This window comes from Planomicrobium sp. CPCC 101079 (assembly GCF_007859275.1).
Classification (GTDB): Bacteria; Bacillota; Bacilli; order Bacillales_A; family Planococcaceae; genus Planococcus.
In genome coordinates, this window is sequence record NZ_VOHC01000021.1 from 48915 (window position 1) to 68262 (window position 19348).

Annotated in this window: 15 protein-coding genes; all 15 read right to left on the reverse strand. The window is 44.5% G+C overall.

Annotated features, from left to right (window positions below; all coding sequences use genetic code 11):
- Positions 1–248: 248 nt before the first annotated feature.
- On the reverse strand, positions 249–4556 hold the full coding sequence (locus FQV28_RS08170; RefSeq protein ID WP_146495385.1) for a PolC-type DNA polymerase III: 4308 nt from the start codon (positions 4554–4556) through the stop codon (positions 249–251).
- Positions 4557–4768: 212 nt separating this feature from the next.
- Positions 4769–6472: a proline--tRNA ligase gene (locus FQV28_RS08175; RefSeq protein WP_146495386.1), complete on the reverse strand. Its 1704-nt coding sequence runs from the start codon at positions 6470–6472 to the stop codon at positions 4769–4771.
- Between the two features lie 168 nt (positions 6473–6640).
- The gene (rseP, locus tag FQV28_RS08180; RefSeq protein WP_146495388.1) at positions 6641–7900 is read right to left on the reverse strand and encodes an RIP metalloprotease RseP; all 1260 of its coding nucleotides are present in this window, start codon (positions 7898–7900) and stop codon (positions 6641–6643) included.
- Positions 7901–7943: 43 nt separating this feature from the next.
- Positions 7944–9089 carry a 1-deoxy-D-xylulose-5-phosphate reductoisomerase gene (dxr, locus tag FQV28_RS08185; protein WP_146495390.1) on the reverse strand — a complete coding sequence of 382 codons (1146 nt, stop codon included), beginning with the start codon at positions 9087–9089 and terminating at the stop codon, positions 7944–7946.
- 16 nt (positions 9090–9105) lie between these two features.
- The gene (locus FQV28_RS08190; protein ID WP_146495392.1) at positions 9106–9897 is read right to left on the reverse strand and encodes a phosphatidate cytidylyltransferase; all 792 of its coding nucleotides are present in this window, start codon (positions 9895–9897) and stop codon (positions 9106–9108) included.
- Positions 9894–10685, reverse strand: coding sequence for an undecaprenyl pyrophosphate synthase (locus tag FQV28_RS08195; protein WP_146495394.1), 792 nt, complete (start codon positions 10683–10685; stop codon positions 9894–9896). The genes FQV28_RS08190 and FQV28_RS08195 overlap by 4 nt, the downstream gene beginning before the upstream one ends.
- Before the next feature lie 151 nt (positions 10686–10836).
- Positions 10837–11394: a ribosome recycling factor gene (gene frr / locus FQV28_RS08200; RefSeq protein ID WP_146495396.1), complete on the reverse strand. Its 558-nt coding sequence runs from the start codon at positions 11392–11394 to the stop codon at positions 10837–10839.
- Positions 11394–12119 carry a UMP kinase gene (gene pyrH, locus FQV28_RS08205; RefSeq protein ID WP_146495398.1) on the reverse strand — a complete coding sequence of 242 codons (726 nt, stop codon included), beginning with the start codon at positions 12117–12119 and terminating at the stop codon, positions 11394–11396. Before pyrH ends, frr begins: the two co-directional genes overlap by 1 nt.
- 76 nt (positions 12120–12195) lie before the next feature.
- Positions 12196–13083 carry a translation elongation factor Ts gene (gene tsf, locus FQV28_RS08210; RefSeq protein ID WP_146495400.1) on the reverse strand — a complete coding sequence of 296 codons (888 nt, stop codon included), beginning with the start codon at positions 13081–13083 and terminating at the stop codon, positions 12196–12198.
- Positions 13084–13170: 87 nt separating this feature from the next.
- On the reverse strand, positions 13171–13887 hold the full coding sequence (gene rpsB, locus FQV28_RS08215) for a 30S ribosomal protein S2 (RefSeq protein ID WP_146495402.1): 717 nt from the start codon (positions 13885–13887) through the stop codon (positions 13171–13173).
- A 363-nt stretch (positions 13888–14250) separates the two neighbouring features.
- Entirely contained in the window at positions 14251–15030 is a 780-nt protein-coding gene (codY, locus tag FQV28_RS08220; protein WP_146495404.1) for a GTP-sensing pleiotropic transcriptional regulator CodY, read from the reverse strand.
- Between the two features lie 85 nt (positions 15031–15115).
- Positions 15116–16513, reverse strand: a complete 1398-nt coding sequence (hslU, locus tag FQV28_RS08225) for an ATP-dependent protease ATPase subunit HslU (RefSeq protein ID WP_146495406.1) — start codon at positions 16511–16513, stop codon at positions 15116–15118.
- The gene (hslV, locus tag FQV28_RS08230; protein WP_146495408.1) at positions 16510–17058 is read right to left on the reverse strand and encodes an ATP-dependent protease subunit HslV; all 549 of its coding nucleotides are present in this window, start codon (positions 17056–17058) and stop codon (positions 16510–16512) included. The genes hslU and hslV overlap by 4 nt, the downstream gene beginning before the upstream one ends.
- 15 nt (positions 17059–17073) lie before the next feature.
- Positions 17074–17967 carry a tyrosine recombinase XerC gene (xerC, locus tag FQV28_RS08235; RefSeq protein ID WP_146495410.1) on the reverse strand — a complete coding sequence of 298 codons (894 nt, stop codon included), beginning with the start codon at positions 17965–17967 and terminating at the stop codon, positions 17074–17076.
- A gap of 67 nt (positions 17968–18034) precedes the next feature.
- Complete coding sequence (gene trmFO / locus FQV28_RS08240) at positions 18035–19348, reverse strand: FADH(2)-oxidizing methylenetetrahydrofolate--tRNA-(uracil(54)-C(5))-methyltransferase TrmFO (protein ID WP_146495412.1); 1314 nt, start codon at positions 19346–19348, stop codon at positions 18035–18037.

The window sequence follows — 19348 nt, forward strand, 5'->3', positions numbered from 1 at the left end:
GCCTCCTGCCAATTTTGTCCCGCTTCAACGGTCAGTAGCTTCACACTTTCAAAAGCGGGAAATCAACAGACCTTAAAAGCTGATTGGTTCAATTGCCGCTCAGTGTAAAACGAGAAAAACTTCCACTGAGACGAGTTTAACTTTATGCCATAACAACAGAAAAGAGCGGGAAATCCCACTCTTCTGCGACAGAGCTATCAATAAATGTTACTACAATAATACCATAGAGCCCGGCACAATGCAAATGACTAGAACAGGGACAGCTGATTGGCATCCGGCATGCCCTCTAGGCAGCCATGTTCATCCATGTATTCAATGATCGTTTTTGAAACACGGCCGCGCTGCTGAAGATCTTCCTTCGACAAGAACGTGCCTTGTTCGCGTGCCGCAACAATCGATTTGGCTGCGTTCGTTCCGAGTCCTGGAATGGCATTGAACGGAGGGATCAGCGTTTTGCCTTCGATAATGAACTGATCAGCCGACGATTTGTACAAATCGACTTTTTGGAACGTGTAGCCTCGTTCAACCATTTCAAGCGCCAATTCCATGACCGTCAGCAAGTTTTTCTCTTTCGTCGACGCTTCTAATCCTTTGGCGTTGATTTCATCGACTTTCGCTTTGATGGAATGCGATCCTTTCGCCATCGCATTAACGTCGAAGTCTTCCGCACGGACCGTGAAGTAAGCTGCGTAATAAAGGATCGGGAAATGCACTTTAAAGTAAGCGATGCGCACCGCCATCAAAACATAAGCGGCAGCGTGGGCTTTCGGGAACATGTACTTAATCTTTTTACATGATTCGATATACCAATTCGGCACGCCTTCTTTTTTCATCGCTTCTTCCATTTCAGGTGTCAGCCCTTTACCTTTACGTACGGATTCCATAATCTTAAATGCCAGCGAAGATTCCAATCCCTGATAAATCAGATAAACCATAATGTCATCCCGGCAGCCGATTACGTCGGACAGCTGGCATGTGCCGTTTTGGATCAGTTCCTGTGCATTGCTCAGCCATACGTCCGTCCCATGGGACAGTCCCGAGATTTGGACAAGCTCCGAGAACGTGGTTGGTTTTGTTTCTTCAAGCATTTGGCGGACGAAGCGCGTCCCGAATTCCGGAATGCCAAGCGTGCCGGTTTTACAGCCGATCTGCTTTTCGGTCACGCCAAGGGATTCGGTGCCGGAGAAAATCTTCATAACTTCCGGATCATCCGTTGGTATGGTTTTCGGGTCGATGCCGGACAAATCCTGCAGCATCCGAATCACCGTCGGATCATCGTGCCCGAGAATATCCAGTTTCAGCAAATTGTCATGGATGGAATGGAAATCAAAATGAGTTGTTTTCCACTCCGAATCCTGTGCATCCGCCGGGAACTGAATCGGCGAGAAATCATAAATGTCCATATAATCCGGAACAACGATGATCCCGCCTGGATGCTGGCCAGTGCTCCGCTTTACGCCGGAACAGCCTTGTACCAAGCGGTCAACTTCCGCTCCGCGGATCGTCATATTATGGTCGTTCGCATAGCCCCGCACATATCCATACGCAGTTTTTTCAGCAACGGTGCCGATTGTCCCTGCGCGGAATACATTGTCTTCGCCGAACAATTCTTTCGTGTAATTATGCGCGTGTGCCTGATATTCACCACTGAAGTTCAAATCGATATCGGGGACCTTATCCCCTTTAAATCCTAGGAACGTTTCAAACGGAATATCTTGGCCTTCTTTTTTGTACGGGATGCCGCAATCTGGACAATCTTTGTCTTTCAAGTCAAATCCGGAACCGACGGAACCATCATCGAAAAACTCCGATTGCTTGCATTGCGGGCAAATATAATGAGGCGGCAAAGGGTTAACTTCCGTGATTTCGGTCAACGTCGCTACTAATGATGACCCAACCGATCCCCGCGAACCAACCAAATAACCGTCATCCAGCGACTTTTTAACAAGTTTATGCGAAATCAAGTAAATAACCGCGAATCCGTGGCCGATAATCGACTTGAGTTCTTTTTCTATCCGCGCTTCGACAATTTCTGGAAGCTTCTCACCGTATATTTTATGTGCCATTTGATAACTGAGTTCACGGACTTCTTCATCCGCTCCTTCAATTTTCGGCGTATACAAATCGTCTTTGATCGGTTTAACCGTTTCAATCATATCAGCGATTTTATTCGAATTGGCCACAACGATTTCATGAGCTGTTTCAGCTCCTAAAAAGTCGAATGCATCCAGCATTTCATCAGTCGTTCTAAAGTGGACTTTTGGCAGCTTGTGGCGGTTTAATGGATTGGCTCCGCCTTGAGAACCGATTAGCACTTGCCGGAAAATCGCGTCATTTTCATCCAGGTAATGGACATTGCCCGTTGCAACAAGCGGCAAATCCAATTTTCGGCTCACTTTGACGAGTTTCCGGATGACGTCCTCCAAATTCCATTCATCGCGAATCAATTCACGTTCGATTAAATGTGAATACACTTCTTTTGGATGTACTTCTAAATAATCGTAAAACTGTGCTGTCTGTTCGACTTCTTCCATCGATTTTTGCATCACAGCTTCAAACACTTCACCTTTATCGCAGCCCGAACCGACCAATAACCCTTTTCGGTGGCGCTGCAGCAAAGACCGTGGAATACGCGGGACGCGGTAAAAATAATCTATATGTGACGCAGACACTAGCTTGAACAGATTTTTTAACCCCTCATCATTTTGGGCCAACAGTGTGCAATGGGTCGGACGCGAACGCTTGTATGCGTCGCCTGCACCGACATAATCATTCAATTGGTCGTGATACAGGATGCCTTTTTCGTAAGCTTCTTTTAGCAAATGCGTCAATAGATAAGAGGTCGCTTCTGTATCGTAAATTGCCCGGTGATGCTGGGTCAATTCGATGCCAAATTTTTTCGCTAATGTATTCAACCGGTGATTTTTCAATTCCGGATGCAGCATACGGGCCAGTTCAAGCGTATCGATTGTTGCATGCTTTTGATCAATCCCGTATTTTTTATAAGCAACATACAAAAAGCCCATATCGAACGAGGCATTGTGCGCAACCATGATGTGGTCGCCTGCCCATTCATGGTATTTGCGGATAACTTCTTCCACTTCCGGCGCATTTTTCACCATGTCGTCAGTGATGCCCGTAAGATCAATCGTCGTTGCGGACAATGGATGGTGCGGATTAGCGAAGCTTTCGAATTTATCAATGATGTTGCCGCCTTTGATTTTTACAGCGGCAAGTTCGATTATTGTGTCGTAAACTGCGGATAAGCCAGTCGTTTCCAAATCGAATACGACAAATGTTTCTTCTTCAAGCAGCGCGTGCCGTTCTTCATACGCGATCGGCACCCCGTCATCTACAAGATTGGCTTCTAAACCGAAAATCGCTTTAATGCCATGCTTTTTACTGGCTGCATAAGCGTCCGGGAATGACTGTACGCCGGCGTGGTCTGTGATCGCTATTGCCGGGTGCCCCCATTTTGCCGCTTGGGCAACAAGTGAATCTACTGAAGAAACAGCATCCATTGCGCTCATCGGTGTATGAAGATGCAACTCTACCCGCTTTTCTTCTGCTGTATCTTGGCGAAGTTCCGGCTTGATTTCAGCCATGTCTTGCGCCATCATGACCAAATCACGGACAAATGTATCCATTTGGATAGATCCGCGCGCTTTTAGCCACATGCCTTTTTTAACATTGGCCATCAACTCAGCATCTTCTTTATCACGTGAGAACATCTTTACAAGGATCGAGTCGGTGTAATCAGTCATTTTCACAGTTAGCAATGAACGTCCACTCCGGAGTTCTCTTACCTCTACGTCAAACACATAACCTTCGATCGTTACCCGGCGTTCTTCATCCACAATCGACTGGATCTCGAATATTTTCTCATCCGGTTTGATGGCAACCCCCATCTGGAAAGGCCCAACAGGCGCTCCGTTTTCCTTGCGGTCTGTTTCTCTCTTTTTCATATCCGCTAGCGCTTTTTTCGCCATTTCCTCTTCTTGCAGACGGCGCTCTTCCATAAATGCGTTATGTGCTTCTTCTTGGCTTTCAGCAGATAGCTGGAAATCGACCGCAATAGGAGGGAATCCGAATTGCTGGTAAACAGCCGCTAATTTTTCGCTGTATTTCGATTTTAACGCCATCATTTCATGTTCATGGCCACATTTCAGCATCAGTTTGCTGCCGCTCCAGCTAGGAGCCTGTGTCAGCAGGCGTTCGCGAAGCGGCGGCGCCATGTCAGAGAATTCATCGACCACATGCTTCCAGTAATCCTGGATCAGCTGGCTATCTGTTTTGTCATCATCGCACTCGATATTCAATTGAATCGAAGCTATAGGAGAAAAGGTGGCATGAAGCCGCTCTTTAAGCAGAAGATATAATTGCAGCGGCAGGACTTTATTCAGTTTAACGATAAATCGCCATGTCCGCTCTTTTTTATGGACGGTCATCCGTGTCAGTTCAGCCTCTTCAAAAAAGGGCATATGTACATCGTCCGTTAAATCGAGATGCTGAAGAAGGAGTTTGAATCGCATCTTAGAATCTTGCTGGTTGGTCATAATAATCCCCTTCGTTACAGTATTTAAAATAAAAAATAGTAAAGGTCCTTATAGAACATTTTTTCTAATTCTAAAGTTTTTTTCTTCGCAGGAGCCTCATTTGTATTGCTCCATATTCCTTAAAGAAATATCAACATCGCCCATCTTCAAGCAGAAGAAAAAGAAAGGAAAGTACACGAGTACTTTCCTTTCTATCATATCAGATTTTGTGATTATTTTTTAAAGAATTGCTGCACTTGCTCAAGCAATTCTTCCCGTTTCCATTCGAAAGTCTCGCCAGTTCTGCGGTTCTTCACTTCTAAAATTCCTTCAGCAGCTTTTTTACCGACAGTAATGCGGAGTGGCAAACCGATCAAATCAGCATCGGCGAATTTAACCCCGGCACGTTCTGTGCGGTCATCGAGAAGCACTTCAAAGCGGTTAGCTTTGAGTTCTTTATACAAATCTTGTCCAAGTTCGCGCTGCGCTTCGTCTTTCATATTGACAGGAACAATATGGACTTCATATGGCGCAATTGCATCCGGCCATGTGAATCCATTGTCGTCCTGGAACTGCTCAGCGACAGCAGCCATGACCCGAGAAACACCTATGCCGTAGCATCCCATAATATAAGGCATCGCTCTTCCTTGATCGTTCAAGAAAGTTGCTTTCATGTCTTCACTGTATCTTGTACCAAGTTTGAAAATATGCCCCACTTCAATTCCTTTTGCAAATTGGATTGTTCCTTCACCGTCGGGCGATGGGTCTCCTTCTTGCACAAAACGAAGGTCTGCATATGCTTCAACAGTGAAATCTTGGTCCGGCGTTACATTGATAAGATGGAATCCGTCCTCATTCGCTCCAGCCACACCATTAACAATTGTTTTAATTGCATGGTCTGCAAATACTCGGATTGAGGATGGCAGATCCACCGGCCCGATTGAACCGATATCACAAGCCAACAGCTCCTTCACTTCTTCTGGAGAGGCTAGTTCAACCATCTTGGCACCTGTTGCATGCTTGACTTTAACTTCGTTGATGTCATGGTCGCCGCGGGACAAGACAACCACCAAATCTTCATCCGCTTTAAAGACAAGCGTCTTGATGCATTGGCCTTCAGCAGTTCCCAAAAATTCAGCTACCTGGGAAATCGTTTTTTGGTCAGGCGTTTCAACTTTTTCCACTTCTTTCGGTGTTTCCGACGAAGCTGGATAATCGACATTGACAGCTGCCATTTCTATGTTGGCCGCATAAGAAGATGAGTCGGAATAAGCGATGGTATCTTCCCCAATTTCCGATAGCACCATAAATTCATGGTTGTCTTTTCCGCCGATCGCACCGGAATCTGCGATAACTGCACGGAAATTCAAACCAAGCCGCGTAAAGATGTTGGTATAGGCTTGCATCATATTGTTATATGTTTCATCTAAGCTTTCCGGAGTCGCATGGAAAGAGTAAGCGTCTTTCATCAAAAATTCCCGGCCGCGCAATAAACCGAAACGCGGGCGTTTTTCATCTCTGAATTTCGATTGAATCTGAAATAAATTCAGCGGCAACTTTTTATAAGACTTTACTTCATCGCGCAACAAACTAGTGATGACTTCTTCATGCGTTGCGCCAAGAGCAAATTCGCGTCCATTTCGGTCCCTCAAGCGCATTAACTCATCGCCGTAAGAATACCATCGGCCTGTTTCTTGCCATAATTCCGCTTGCTGCATAGCCGGAAGGAAAACTTCTACACTGTTGACAGCTTCCATTTCTTCGCGGATAACCGTTTCCACTTTTTGGAGGACACGTTTTCCAAGAGGCAAGAACGAATAAATTCCGCTCGTATTTTGGCGGATAAATCCGGCACGCAATAACAGCTGATGCGATTTAACTTCTGCATCTGCTGGTGTTTCTCTTAAAGTCGGGATAAAAGTTGCTGATTGTTTCATTCCAAAATACACCTCAACTGACTATTATTTTTTTACTGCAAAAGCAATATGATTTCAATTAAACCTATTGGGCATTGCAAAGGCGCCATCTTTCAAGCCCGCAACGCTTGTGGGTCAAAGAGAGGCGCCTAGCTTGCCGGGGCTGAAACAGCCACCTGTGCTTTTCCTTTAAAAGAAGAATCTTTGAATATCGTTCCAAGTAACGACGATCATCAATAGCATAAGAAGCATGATGCCGACAAAATGGACCATTCCTTCTTTCTGGCGATCCACCGGTTTTCCTCGGACAGCCTCGACAATAAAGAACATCAGGCGGCCGCCATCTAATGCCGGCAGCGGCAATAAGTTCATAATTCCTAAGTTGATGCTCAGCATGCCTGCCCAGCTCATTAAGGTAAAGATGCCGTATTTTGCTACTTCTTCCGTCGTTTTGTAAATGCCGACAGGGCCGGATAATGCATCTATCGTAAATTGGCCGGTAACCAGCATGCCTAGCAAACGGAAAATTTCCTTAAACCAGAAAACAGTTTGCTCCGCCCCATATGCGAAAGAGCCGAGGAAATCTTTTTCTAGAGGGCTTCGGTAAAGCACACCGATTACCCCCACTTTTTCAGGAGATTCTTCCGAAACTTCCGGTGTAATGGTAAACTCGAGCGGTTCGCCTTCCCGCTCCACTTCAAAGGCCAACGGATTACCAGCGTTCACTTGGACGGTATTAACCAGTTCATCCCAAGTACCGATAGTTTTCCCGTCAATTTCTTTTACCAAATCACCGTTTTGCATGCCCGCCTCTGAAGCAGGGCTGTCTTCGGTCACTTCTGTTACAACAGGTTCATTCGTCGGAATTCCTTGCATCAAACCGATAGCTGAAAAGATAAAAAACGCCAGAATAAAATTGAACAACGGTCCAGCAAGGATTGTCATGAACCGGTGGCTAACACTTTTCGAACCAAATTGGCGGTCATATGGAGCTAAAATGGTATCTTTGCCGTTTTCTTCGATCACTGCATCACGTGCAACACCGATTCTGACAAATTTTTCTTCTTCATCGTACCCTTTAATGTAAAGCTCTTTGTCAAGATCGGCTTCTTCCACTTCCAAAAGCAATATTTCCGGATACATGGTTTTCTGGTTCATTATCACTTTTTCGGCAAGGCCGTCTTTGTTCAACAAAACGCCGACTCGATGCCCTGGCTGGATCTGAATGGAATCCAAATCTTCACCGGCCATACGCACATAACCGCCTATTGGCAACAGGCGAAGTGTATAAATCGTTTCGCCTTTTGTAATGCCCAGTATTTTCGGCCCCATTCCGATTGCAAACTCCCGGACCAGGATGCCTGCACGCTTGGCAAAAATGAAATGCCCCAATTCATGGAAAAATACTAAAGCACCGAAAATTATTATAAACGCTATAACTGTTTCCATTCGAACCCATCCTTATAAACCAGTTTTCGGTTTTAATCTTTAGCTATTTTATCATGTTTTCAACAGTTTTTCTTGTTTCAGCATCCACGTGCAAAATCGTTTCCAAATCTGGAGAAGAAATTACCGCATGCTTGTCCATCGCCCGCTCAATCAACTCTTCTATTTGCAAGAAATTGATTTGTTCTTCAAGGAACATGGCAACTGCTTGTTCGTTCGCTGCGTTCAAAACAGTTGTCATAGTCCCGCCTGCTTTCCCCGCTTCAAAAGCCAACTTCAAGGCGCGGAATCGTTCATAATCCATTTCCTGAAAATGCAATTTGCCGATTTCTGCCAAGTTCAAGCGCTTCGCTTGTGAACGCGGCAACCGCTCCGGATAAGTGAGTGCATATTGGATAGGAACCCGCATATCCGGCGTCCCTAGCTGTGCCATGACACTTGTGTCTTGGAATTCCACCATCGAGTGGATAATGCTTTCCCTGTGCAGCAAAACCCCGATATCTTTGTAGTCAAAATCAAACAAAATGTGAGCTTCTATCACCTCTAGGCCTTTATTGACCATAGTAGCTGAATCGATAGTGATTTTTGAGCCCATTGACCAATTTGGATGATTCAAGGCATCTTGCACTGTAACGTTTTGAAGCTCAGCGCGCGTCCGGTCACGGAAACTTCCACCGGATGCAGTTAAGATAAGGCGGCTCGCTTGTTCTCTTTTTTCGCCATTCAATGATTGGAACAATGCGGAATGCTCACTGTCCACTGGCAAGATGGTCGCGCCGTATCTTTTCGCGCTATCCATTACCAGATGCCCTGCTGTTACCAAAGTTTCTTTATTGGCGATGGCAATAATCCGTCCAAGCTTAATCGCTTCAAGAGTTGGTTCCAACCCAACACTGCCGATTACTGCATTGACTAAAATATCTGCATCGTATGTAGCTGTTTCGATCAATCCTTGGCTGCCGCATACAACTGAAACAGCAGGAAATTCGGCTTGCAGCTCTTTTGCATCTTCTTCTTTCTGAACACAGACGATTTCAGGTGCAAACTCTCTTAGGTATTGTTTTGTGATTTCCATGTTCTTTCCAGCCGAGAAACCGACTAAAGTAAACTCATCTTTGTGTTCGCGGATAATATCTGCGGTTTGTACACCGATTGAACCGGTTGCACCAAGCAAAACAATTTTTTTAGTCATTTAATTGCTTCCTTTCTTATATAAAATGCAAAAAGTGAAGAAGCGGCATGACAAATAAGATGCTGTCAAAGCGATCTAAAATCCCGCCATGCCCCGGCAACAATTTCCCGGAATCTTTCACGTTATAGTGCCGCTTCAAAGCCGATTCCACCAAATCGCCCAACTGCCCAAAAACAGAAGCGACAATGGCAACAACTATTATGATTAGCACGTTTTTATCCAAATCGATGAAAAAGTCGAAAACTAGCGCAATGCCGATAGCCCAAAGGATACCGCCAAAAAAGCCTTCCACTGTTTTGTTCGGTGAAATTTCCGGCCAAAGCTTCCGTTTTCCAAATTTACGTCCAGTAAAGTAAGCCCCAGAATCTGTGGCCCAGACAATAAGAAAAGCAAAAATCAAAAACGTCGCTTTCACTTCAACTGTCTCAATCAAGTAATAAAAGCCGATTCCGACATAAAGTGAACTCATAATCGCAAATGCAGCGTCATCAAATGTAAAGTTGTTTTTCACAATTACTGTATGTATTAAAAGCAGAATGACCGCTAAAAATGCGAATTCCACTTTCATATAACCTGTCCATTCGTATATTTGATCGGCCCAAGCATTAGGAAGCATGAAAGCATATAGTGCGATTAGAGGGATTAATCCAGGGAGGCTCCAAATGTTGCGGCCTTTCATTTTCAACAGTTCTTGAAAACCGATTGTCGCAAGAACATACATCAAAAGGATAAACGGGACCCCACCGATGAGAATAAAGGGAATAAAAAGAGCTGCGGCAATGATCCCGGTTATGATTCGTTCTTTCAATTTGCCTCTTCCCCTTTCAACCCTCCATAGCGGCGACTGCGTTTTTTATAAATTTCGATCGCTTCGAGCAAAGAGTCTTCGTTGAAATCTGGCCATAATGTATCCGTGAACCAAAATTCAGTGTATGCCAATTGCCAAAGCATGAAGTTGCTGAGACGTACTTCACCGCTAGTGCGAATTAATAAATCAGGCTCCGGAAGACCTTTTGTCATCAGCCTTTCCGTTATGTGGTCATCGGTGATACTATCTATGTCCAAAGTCCCGGCCGCCACTTGGGCAGCAATATCTTTTACCGCATCCACAATTTCTGAACGGCTGCCATAATTCAAAGCAAAATTGAGAACAAGACCCGTATTGTGTTGGGTTGCTTCTTTTGCCTTTCTAACAGCTTCAAGCGTGTGGGAAGGCAAATTATCGTGATAGCCCATCATTTCAACCCGGACATTCTCCTCGATCAACTCTGGCAGAAATGTTGATAAAAACTCCTCAGGCAAGCGCATTAAAAAATCCACTTCCATCTTCGGGCGTTTCCAGTTCTCAGTTGAAAAAGCGTATAGTGTCAAGACGCTTACTCCCAGGTCGCTAGCTAGCCTTGTGATTTTCCGGACAGTCTTCATTCCTTCATGATGGCCCGCAATTCTTGGCAGCGAGCGTTTTTTTGCCCATCTTCCATTGCCATCCATAATTATTGCGATATGTGCAGGAATTTCTCCGCTTGAAACAGAAAGCAAGGGCTCTCTATTATCCGAAGATGAATCCGCCATTCTTTTTATTAGTTTATTGAACATAATTAATCCTCCACCTATTACAAATCGGCATGTCTATTGCTTATCATAACAAAAAAAATGGTATTGTGCGCTTTCTTTAACGATACTCATTTTTTTTGGCATGAAAAAGCGTCCTGTAAAACAGGACGCTTCACACGCTTTGAAGTTCGTTTTATACTTCCATAATTTCTTTTTCTTTTGCTTTTGCAAGATCGTCAATTTTCGCGATATTGGAATCCGTCAATTTTTGGACTTCATCCGAATAGCCGCGAAGGTCATCGACTGTAATCTCACTTTTCTTCTCAAGCTTTTTGAACTCATCGTTAGCGTCGCGGCGAATGTTGCGGATGCCCACTTTCGCTTCTTCCGCCTCTTTCTTCACTTGCTTAACCAAGTCTTTGCGGCGTTCTTCTGTCAACGCAGGGACCGCAAGACGTATTACTGAGCCATCGTTTGAAGGACTTAATCCCAAATCAGATTTCAAAATCGCTTTTTCGATATCGCCAAGAACTGATTTGTCGTATGGCTGAATCATGATCAACCGGGCTTCAGGAATTGAAATACCCGCTACTTGGTTAACCGGAGTAGGCGCACCGTAATAATCGATTGTCAATTTGTCCAAAATTGCTGGAGTAGCCCGTCCTGCACGAATTGATGAAAGCTCGCGTGAAAAAGCTTGGATTGCATTAGTCATTTTTTGTTGTGTTTCACTCATAACAGATTTCGGCATTATATCGTTCTCCTCACTACAGTCCCGATTTTTTCACCAAGGACAGCACGTTTTATGTTTCCATTTTCCATAATAGAGAATACTACGAGTGGAATGTCGTTGTCCATACATAATGTGGAAGCTGTTGAATCCATTACTTGAAGCCCTTGTTGAATTACATCAAAATAAGAAAGCTCTTCGTATTTAACCGCGCTCGAATCTGTCTTCGGATCGGCTGAATAAACACCATCCACATTGTTCTTCGCCATCAAGATGACGTCTGCTTCAATTTCCGCTGCCCGAAGCGCAGCTGTCGTATCTGTAGAAAAATACGGGTTGCCTGTTCCTGCTGCAAAAATGACAACGCGTTTTTTCTCCAAATGGCGAATCGCTCTTCTCCGAATGTACGGTTCAGCAACTTGGCGCATTTCAATAGAAGAAAGTACACGGCTTTCGACGCCTTGCTTCTCCAATGAATCTTGCAGTGCAAGCGAGTTCATGACGGTTGCGAGCATTCCCATGTAATCAGCAGTAGCACGGTCCATGCCCATTTCCGAACCGATTTTGCCTCTCCAAATATTGCCGCCGCCGACAACTACAGCCACTTCAACACCAAGCTCGACAACTTCTTTCACTTGGCTAGCCACTGTTTTAATGATTTCCGGAGATAAACCAAACCCTTTTTCTCCCGCCATCGCTTCTCCGCTTAGTTTTAATACAATGCGTTTATATTGTTGAACACTCATCGGTCTCCTCCGTTACACTTTTATTGAAAAATAGGGAACACATTTCAGTGTTCCCTAGGTCGATCATATGAAACTATTAGTTGCCTTTGTTAACTTGGCTCATTACTTCGTCTGCAAAGTTATCAACGCGTTTTTCGATGCCTTCTCCAACTTCGTAACGAGTGAAACCTTTTACAGTTCCGCCAGTTGAAGCTGCGAAATCACGAACTTTTTGATCTGAGTTTTTAACAAAAGCTTGATCCAATAAGCAAATATCTTCAAAGAATTTGCCCAGGCGGCCTTCAACCATTTTCGCAACGATGTTTTCTGGTTTGCCTTCGTTCAATGCTTGTTCAGTTAACACTTTACGCTCACGCTCTACTTCTTCAGCAGATACTTCATCGCGTGAAACGTATTGAGGTTTCAATGCAGCGATGTGCATAGCGATATCACGGGCTGCATCTGAATCTGTAGAGTTTTCAAGTTCAACTAGAACCGCAATTCTGCCGCCCATGTGCAGGTAAGGACCGAAAGCATCGTTATCTGTTTTTGTGCGGATTTCAAAACGGCGCAAAGAGATTTTTTCACCGATTTTAGCGATTGCATTTGAGATGTGGTCTGCAACAGTCAGGCCGTTAGACATTGTAGAAGCAGTCGCTTCTTCAACTGTAGCCGGTTTTGCTGACAACAAGTGCTCGCCCAATTCTTTTACAAGAGTTTGGAAGCCTTCGTTTTTCGCAACAAAGTCCGTTTCAGCGTTAACTTCGTAGATAACAGCTTCATTGCCTTGAACTAGAACTGCAGTAGTTCCGTCCGCTGCAATGCGGTCTGCTTTTTTAGAAGCGCTTGAAAGGCCTTTTTCACGCAAGAAGTCCATTGCCGCTTCGATATCTCCGTTAGTTTCCACTAGCGCTTTTTTGCAATCCATCATACCTGCGCCAGTTTTTTCACGCAATTCTTTTACCATTTGAGCTGTAACTGCCATGATTAAATTCCTCCTTAAGATATCTATAAGTTCTCAAAAAAAGGTGATAAGTGGGGTTGGCCGCTTATCACCTGTCATACTTGTGAATTACTCAGCAGCTTCAGCTGGAGTTTCTTCGTCTTCTTCCGGTTTTGACTCAAGCAAAGCATCAGCCATTTTGCCAGTCAATAATTTAACCGCGCGGATTGCATCATCGTTTGCAGGGATTACATAATCGATTTCATCCGGATCGCAGTTTGTATCAACGATACCTACGATAGGAATGTTCAATTTCATAGCTTCCGCTACTGCAATGCGTTCTTTGCGTGGGTCAACTACGAACATAACGTCCGGAAGTGAACTCATGTCACGGATACCGCCAAGGAATTTAACAAGGCGTTCGTGTTCTTTTCTTAATTGAACAACTTCTTTCTTCGGAAGAACTTCAAACGTTCCATCTTCTTCCATGCGCTCGATTTGTTTCAAACGATTAACGCGTTTTTGGATTGTACCGAAGTTAGTAAGTGTACCACCCAACCAGCGTTGGTTGATGTAGTAGTTGCCAGAGCGTTCAGCTTCTTCTTTGATCGCATCTTGAGCTTGTTTTTTTGTTCCTACGAACAAAACTTTACCGCCTTCTTCGCCCACTTGCTTCATGAAGTTATAAGCTTCCTCAAGTTTACGGACTGTTTTTTGAAGGTCGATGATGTAGATACCGTTACGTTCTACGAAAATGTATTTTTTCATTTTCGGGTTCCAACGGCGAGTCTGGTGGCCAAAGTGCACACCAGCTTCAAGCAATTGTTTCATTGAAATTACTGACATTGTGTGTTTCCTCCTGATAGGTTATTTTTCCTCCGCATTCTTCTTCTCTGAACCGTGACTATTAAGATAAGCACCTACGAATCAAATCGAAATGCGTGTGTATTTAACACCATTTGAAATTATAGCACGGTCTATATGCATACCGCAACATGTTTCTCTTATAAATTGGTCTTTTAAAATTTTATAACTTCTTATCCATCCCTTGGCCCTGAGAAAACAGTTGTCTGCAGAAAACAAGTTGGCACAGCGCTTCTCAACAAATATGTTATGGACCCGAAGCCACTCAGCTTAACGGAATATCGACGGGAAATTTCAAGCAAGAAAAAAAGGCGCCGGATAAGCTCCGGCGCCTTTTGATTTTAATTAGTTCATTTTCAATTGTTCTAGTTCTGCCAGGAATTTTGTGTTCAATACTTTGATGTATGTCCCTTTCATTCCTAGAGAGCGTGATTCGATAACACCGGCACTTTCAAGTTTGCGAAGTGCGTTAACGATTACTGAACGAGTGATGCCGACGCGGTCTGCGATTTTTGAAGCAACAAGCAAGCCTTCGTTGCCGTCTAGTTCTTCAAAAATATGCTCGATCGCTTCAAGCTCACTGTAAGATAGAGAAGAAATAGCCATTTGTACAACAGCTTTGCTGCGTGCTTCTTCTTCGATGCGGTCGCCTTTTTCACGCAGGATTTCCATTCCAACCACTGTTGCGCCATATTCGCCCAAAATCAAATCGTCGTCTTGGAATTCTTCGTTGACGCGGCCAAGAAGAAGTGTCCCTAAACGCTCTCCTCCGCCGATGATTGGAACAATCGTAGTCAAGCCTTTTTCAAACAGTTCACGTTCTTCGATAGGAAAAATCGTGTGTTCGCTGTTTACGTCCAAGTTAGCGGAAGTTTCAGTGATGTTTGAAAGGTTTTGTGTATATTCCAAAGGAAATTGGCGTTCTTCCAACATCCCTTTCATACGATCGTTTTCGATTTGCTGGTTGATTGCAAAGCCAAGCAATTTCCCTTTGCGGCTTACGACGAATGCGTTGCACTCAATAACTTCGCTCAACGTTTCAGCCATGTCTTTAAAGTTAACCGGCTTGCCCGCCGCTGCTTGTAGCATAGAGTTAATGCGTCTTGTTTTTTCCAATAAATTCATTCTAATGAACCTCCTACATATTTACACCGTGTTTATTCAATATTCTAAAGGTTTTTAATCTTTAATGATACTATTCTGACTCGGATTACAAAATAAATTGTGACAAATCTTTGTTTTTTGCCACATTTTCAAGCTTTTCGTTCACATATTGAGGTGTGATATCAATTTGTGCCGGTGATATCTCTGATGCTTCGAAAGACAAATCTTCAAGCAGCCGCTCCAGGATGGTATGGAGCCGGCGCGCGCCGATGTTGTCTGTGTCTTGGTTTACTTCATAAGCAATCTCAGCCAGTCTAGTTATTGCGGCATCAGTAAAGTTTACCATAATACCTTCTGTTTCGAGAAGTGCTTTATATTGATTTATCAATGAATGCCTTGGTTCTGTCAAAATTTTCACGAAATCGCCGACTTCAAGCTTCTGCAATTCTACGCGGATCGGGAACCGGCCTTGCAATTCAGGAATCAAATCAGAAGGTTTCGACATGTGGAAAGCACCTGCTGCCACAAAAAGCATATAGTCCGTTTTCACAGCTCCATATTTGGTGCCCACTGTAGAGCCTTCCACTATTGGCAAAATATCTCGCTGAACGCCTTCTCTTGAAACGTCTGCAGATGAGGAATTGTTTTTGCTTGCAATTTTATCCATCTCGTCGATAAAAATGATGCCATGCTGTTCAGAGCGCTCAATTGCCTCTGAAGCCACTTCTTCATCATCGACCAGTTTTGCCGCTTCTTCGGCTGTTAGAATTCGGCGGGCTTCTTTTACTTGAAGGCGCCGCTTTTTCTTTTTCTTTGGCATTAGCGACGACAGCGCGTCTTGCATATTGGCGCCCATTTGTTCCATTCCCGAACCTTGGAGCGCATCAAACATGGACGGCATGTTCTCGAGCACTTCGACAGTCACCCATTCATCCTCGAGTTTGCCAGCTTTCAGGTCAGCCGCAATTTCCCGGCGCTTTACCCGCACTTCCACTTCCGCTGTTGCATCATCGTCTTCTTGTTCCATCTTTTGGCCAAATAGCATCTCTAATGGATTTTGATTGTTTTGCTTCTTTTTAAGAGAGGGCACAAGCAGTTTGACAATCCGTTCGTTCGCCGCTGCTTCCGCCTGTGCTTTGACGGCTTCAAACCTTTCTTCCTTGACGATTCTTACCGCCGCTTCCACTAAATCGCGAACCATCGATTCTACATCGCGGCCAACATAGCCCACTTCTGTAAATTTGGTTGCTTCAACTTTAATGAACGGAGCTCCTGTTAGCCTTGCAATCCGGCGGGCAATTTCGGTTTTTCCGACACCCGTCGGTCCGATCATAAGTATGTTTTTGGGAATCACTTCATCGCGAAGCTCTTCTTCAAGGCGGCTTCTGCGGTAGCGGTTCCGCAAAGCAATTGCTATGGAGCGCTTTGCATCTTTTTGTCCTACGATGTAACGGTCCAGATGATCTGTTATTTGTCTAGGAGTTAAATCTGTCTGGGTTTTCATTTTGGCAACTCCTCCAAGATAATTTGATGATTGGTGTAAACGCATATGTCGGCCGCTGTTTCAAGAGCCGATTTCGCGATTTGCGCTGCCGTCATATTGTCGCCAGCGTATTTTTTCAAAGCTCGCCCGGCTGCCAATGCGTAATTGCCGCCTGAGCCGATCGCTAAAATGCCATCATCCGGTTCAATTACTTCGCCTGTACCGGAAACAAGCAGCAATTCGTCTTTATTCATAACGATAAGCATAGCTTCCAACTGGCGGAGCATTTTATCGCCGCGCCATTGCTTGGCCAGTTCCACAGCTGCACGTTGAAGATTTCCGTTGTATTCGGTCAATTTGCCTTCGAACATTTCAAAAAGCGTAAAGGCATCTGCGACTGAACCTGCAAATCCAGTTAATACTTGTCCATTGAACAATTTCCGGACTTTTCTCGCAGTGTGCTTCATGACGACAGCGTTGCCGAACGTTACTTGCCCGTCCCCTGCTATGGCGCATTCGCCATTATGTTGTACAGCAAATATCGTGGTTGCGTGAAATTCGTGCATAGTGAAATCCCCTTTCTAAGCCCTTGGATGTGAATTCAAATACGTTTTCTTTAAATGTTCTTTTGTTACGTGCGTATATACTTGCGTCGAGCTCAAATGCGAATGCCCAAGCAACTCTTGCACAGTCCGCATATCTGCCCCGTTATTTAGTAGATGCGTGGCAAATGTATGCCGAATCATATGAGGATAAATTACGGAATTGACAGAAGCCTTTTTCATGCATTCGTTTAAGATATGCCTGATGCCTCTATCCGTTAGTGCTTCCCCCCGGTTATTAACGAACAAATTTTCATGCGATTGGTTCTTCATCAACTTTGGACGCGCTTCTTCAATATAATGTTCCAATGCGTCATGCGCAAACTGGCCGTATGGTATGTAGCGCTCTTTCCGCCCTTTTCCCATAACCTTGACAATTTGGATGCGGCGATCCAAATCCTGCATCCGGATATTGACACACTCACTTACCCGCATCCCTGTCGCATAAAGCAATTCAAGCAATGCTGAATTCCGGATAGAAAGTTTATCTTCTCCTTGAGTTGACTTAAAGAGCACCTCAAGTTCTTCTTCATAAAAAAATTGCGGAAGCCGTTCTTCTTTTTTGGGATGGTAGAGCGAGCGAAACGCCGCTTCACTTAATCCGAATTCCCGGCTGCCGTAACGGAAGAACGAGCGAATTGCGGAAATTTTCCTCGATATTGTGGTTCTGGTCAGTTTCGCTTCATATAATTTGGTTACATAATTTCTAGCATGCAGGTACTCGACTTCACTCAAATCCTGAATGCCTTCTCCTTCTAAAAACAGAAAAAAACCTGCCAAATCTTGTTCGTAATGGTGGACCGTATGTTCGGAATAATTTTTCTCGAGTTGTATATACGTCATAAAAGACCGAAGCATTTCTTCTTTCTCCATAACAAGGCCACCTTTCTGCACATACAAAAGCCTCTAAATTATACCAACATTTAGAGGCTTTTATCAATTAAACAGTCACTGTATTCATATAATTTTGAATTGCGGCTAGTGCACGTTCAGCATGCTTCTCAGCACGCTCCTGCTTTGATTTGATGCGTTCACCTAAATCCGGGAACAATCCAAAGTTAACATTCATCGGCTGGAAGTTCTTGCTGTCCGCTTCTGTGATATAGCGGGCCATGCTTCCAAGTGCCGTTTCTGCCGGCAAGACTACTTGCTCTTCGCCAAGTGCCAGTTTCGCTGCATTGATGCCAGCTAAGAGTCCGCTTCCCGCTGATTCCACGTACCCCTCAACGCCTGTCATTTGGCCGGCGAAGAAAATATTTGAGTTTGCTTTTAGCTGGTACGTCGGTTCTAATACTCTTGGCGAATTGATAAATGTGTTGCGGTGCATAACACCGTAACGGACAATTTCAACATTTTCAAGACCTGGGATTAGCTTGAGCACTTCTTTTTGCGGCCCCCATTTAAGATGCGTTTGGAAGCCGACAATGTTATAAAGCGTGCCTGCTGCGTCATCTTGGCGCAGCTGAACGACCGCATATGGCCGTTTGCCTGTTTTCGGGTCTTCCAAGCCGACCGGTTTCATCGGCCCGAACGTTAATGTTTTTTCGCCTCGTGCAGCCATTACTTCGATTGGCATACAGCCTTCAAAATAAATTTCTTTTTCAAATTCTTTTAATGGCACAACTTCAGCTTCAACTAATGCCGTATGGAACCGCTTGAATTCCTCTTCTGTCATTGGGCAGTTCAAGTAAGCTGCTTCACCTTTATCGTAACGGGATTTCAAATAAACTTTATCCATATCGATACTGTCTTTTTCTACAATCGGCGCAGCTGCATCGTAAAAATACAAGTATTCTTCGCCAGTGAGTTTACGCACCTTTTCCGCAAGTGCCGGAGAAGTCAATGGACCTGTAGCGATAATCGTAATGCCTTCCGGAATCTCAGTCACTTCTTCGTTGATCACTTCCACTAGTGGATGATTACGCACTTTGTCGGTCACAGCTTGTGAAAATTCATGGCGGTCTACTGCCAAGGCTCCACCGGCCGGAACAGAAGCCTTATCAGCCGCTTCAATAATAACCGAATCCAGTTGGCGCATTTCTTCTTTGATGACGCCTACTGCATTTGTCAGCGAATTGGCGCGCAGCGAGTTGCTGCAGACCAATTCAGCAAATTTGTCAGTGTGGTGAGCCGGTGTTTGTTTTACCGGACGCATTTCATAAAGGCGTACCTTTACGCCGCGCTTAGCGATTTGCCATGCCGCTTCACTTCCCGCAAGGCCGGCTCCAATAACATTTACAATTTTCTCCATCAT

What these genes read in the sequence shown, in the direction of transcription:
- FQV28_RS08170 (WP_146495385.1), bottom strand. Translation starts at nt 4,556, where the DNA reads ATGACCAACCAGCAAGATTCTAAGATGCGATTCAAACTCCTTCTTCAG.
- FQV28_RS08175 (WP_146495386.1), bottom strand. Translation starts at nt 6,472, where the DNA reads ATGAAACAATCAGCAACTTTTATCCCGACTTTAAGAGAAACACCAGCA.
- rseP (WP_146495388.1), bottom strand. Translation starts at nt 7,900, where the DNA reads ATGGAAACAGTTATAGCGTTTATAATAATTTTCGGTGCTTTAGTATTT.
- dxr (WP_146495390.1), bottom strand. Translation starts at nt 9,089, where the DNA reads ATGACTAAAAAAATTGTTTTGCTTGGTGCAACCGGTTCAATCGGTGTA.
- FQV28_RS08195 (WP_146495394.1), bottom strand. Translation starts at nt 10,685, where the DNA reads ATGTTCAATAAACTAATAAAAAGAATGGCGGATTCATCTTCGGATAAT.
- frr (WP_146495396.1), bottom strand. Translation starts at nt 11,394, where the DNA reads ATGCCGAAATCTGTTATGAGTGAAACACAACAAAAAATGACTAATGCA.
- pyrH (WP_146495398.1), bottom strand. Translation starts at nt 12,119, where the DNA reads ATGAGTGTTCAACAATATAAACGCATTGTATTAAAACTAAGCGGAGAA.
- tsf (WP_146495400.1), bottom strand. Translation starts at nt 13,083, where the DNA reads ATGGCAGTTACAGCTCAAATGGTAAAAGAATTGCGTGAAAAAACTGGC.
- rpsB (WP_146495402.1), bottom strand. Translation starts at nt 13,887, where the DNA reads ATGTCAGTAATTTCAATGAAACAATTGCTTGAAGCTGGTGTGCACTTT.
- codY (WP_146495404.1), bottom strand. Translation starts at nt 15,030, where the DNA reads ATGAATTTATTGGAAAAAACAAGACGCATTAACTCTATGCTACAAGCA.
- hslU (WP_146495406.1), bottom strand. Translation starts at nt 16,513, where the DNA reads ATGAAAACCCAGACAGATTTAACTCCTAGACAAATAACAGATCATCTG.
- hslV (WP_146495408.1), bottom strand. Translation starts at nt 17,058, where the DNA reads ATGCACGAATTTCACGCAACCACGATATTTGCTGTACAACATAATGGC.
- xerC (WP_146495410.1), bottom strand. Translation starts at nt 17,967, where the DNA reads ATGGAGAAAGAAGAAATGCTTCGGTCTTTTATGACGTATATACAACTC.
- trmFO (WP_146495412.1), bottom strand. Translation starts at nt 19,348, where the DNA reads ATGATGGAGAAAATTGTAAATGTTATTGGAGCCGGCCTTGCGGGAAGT.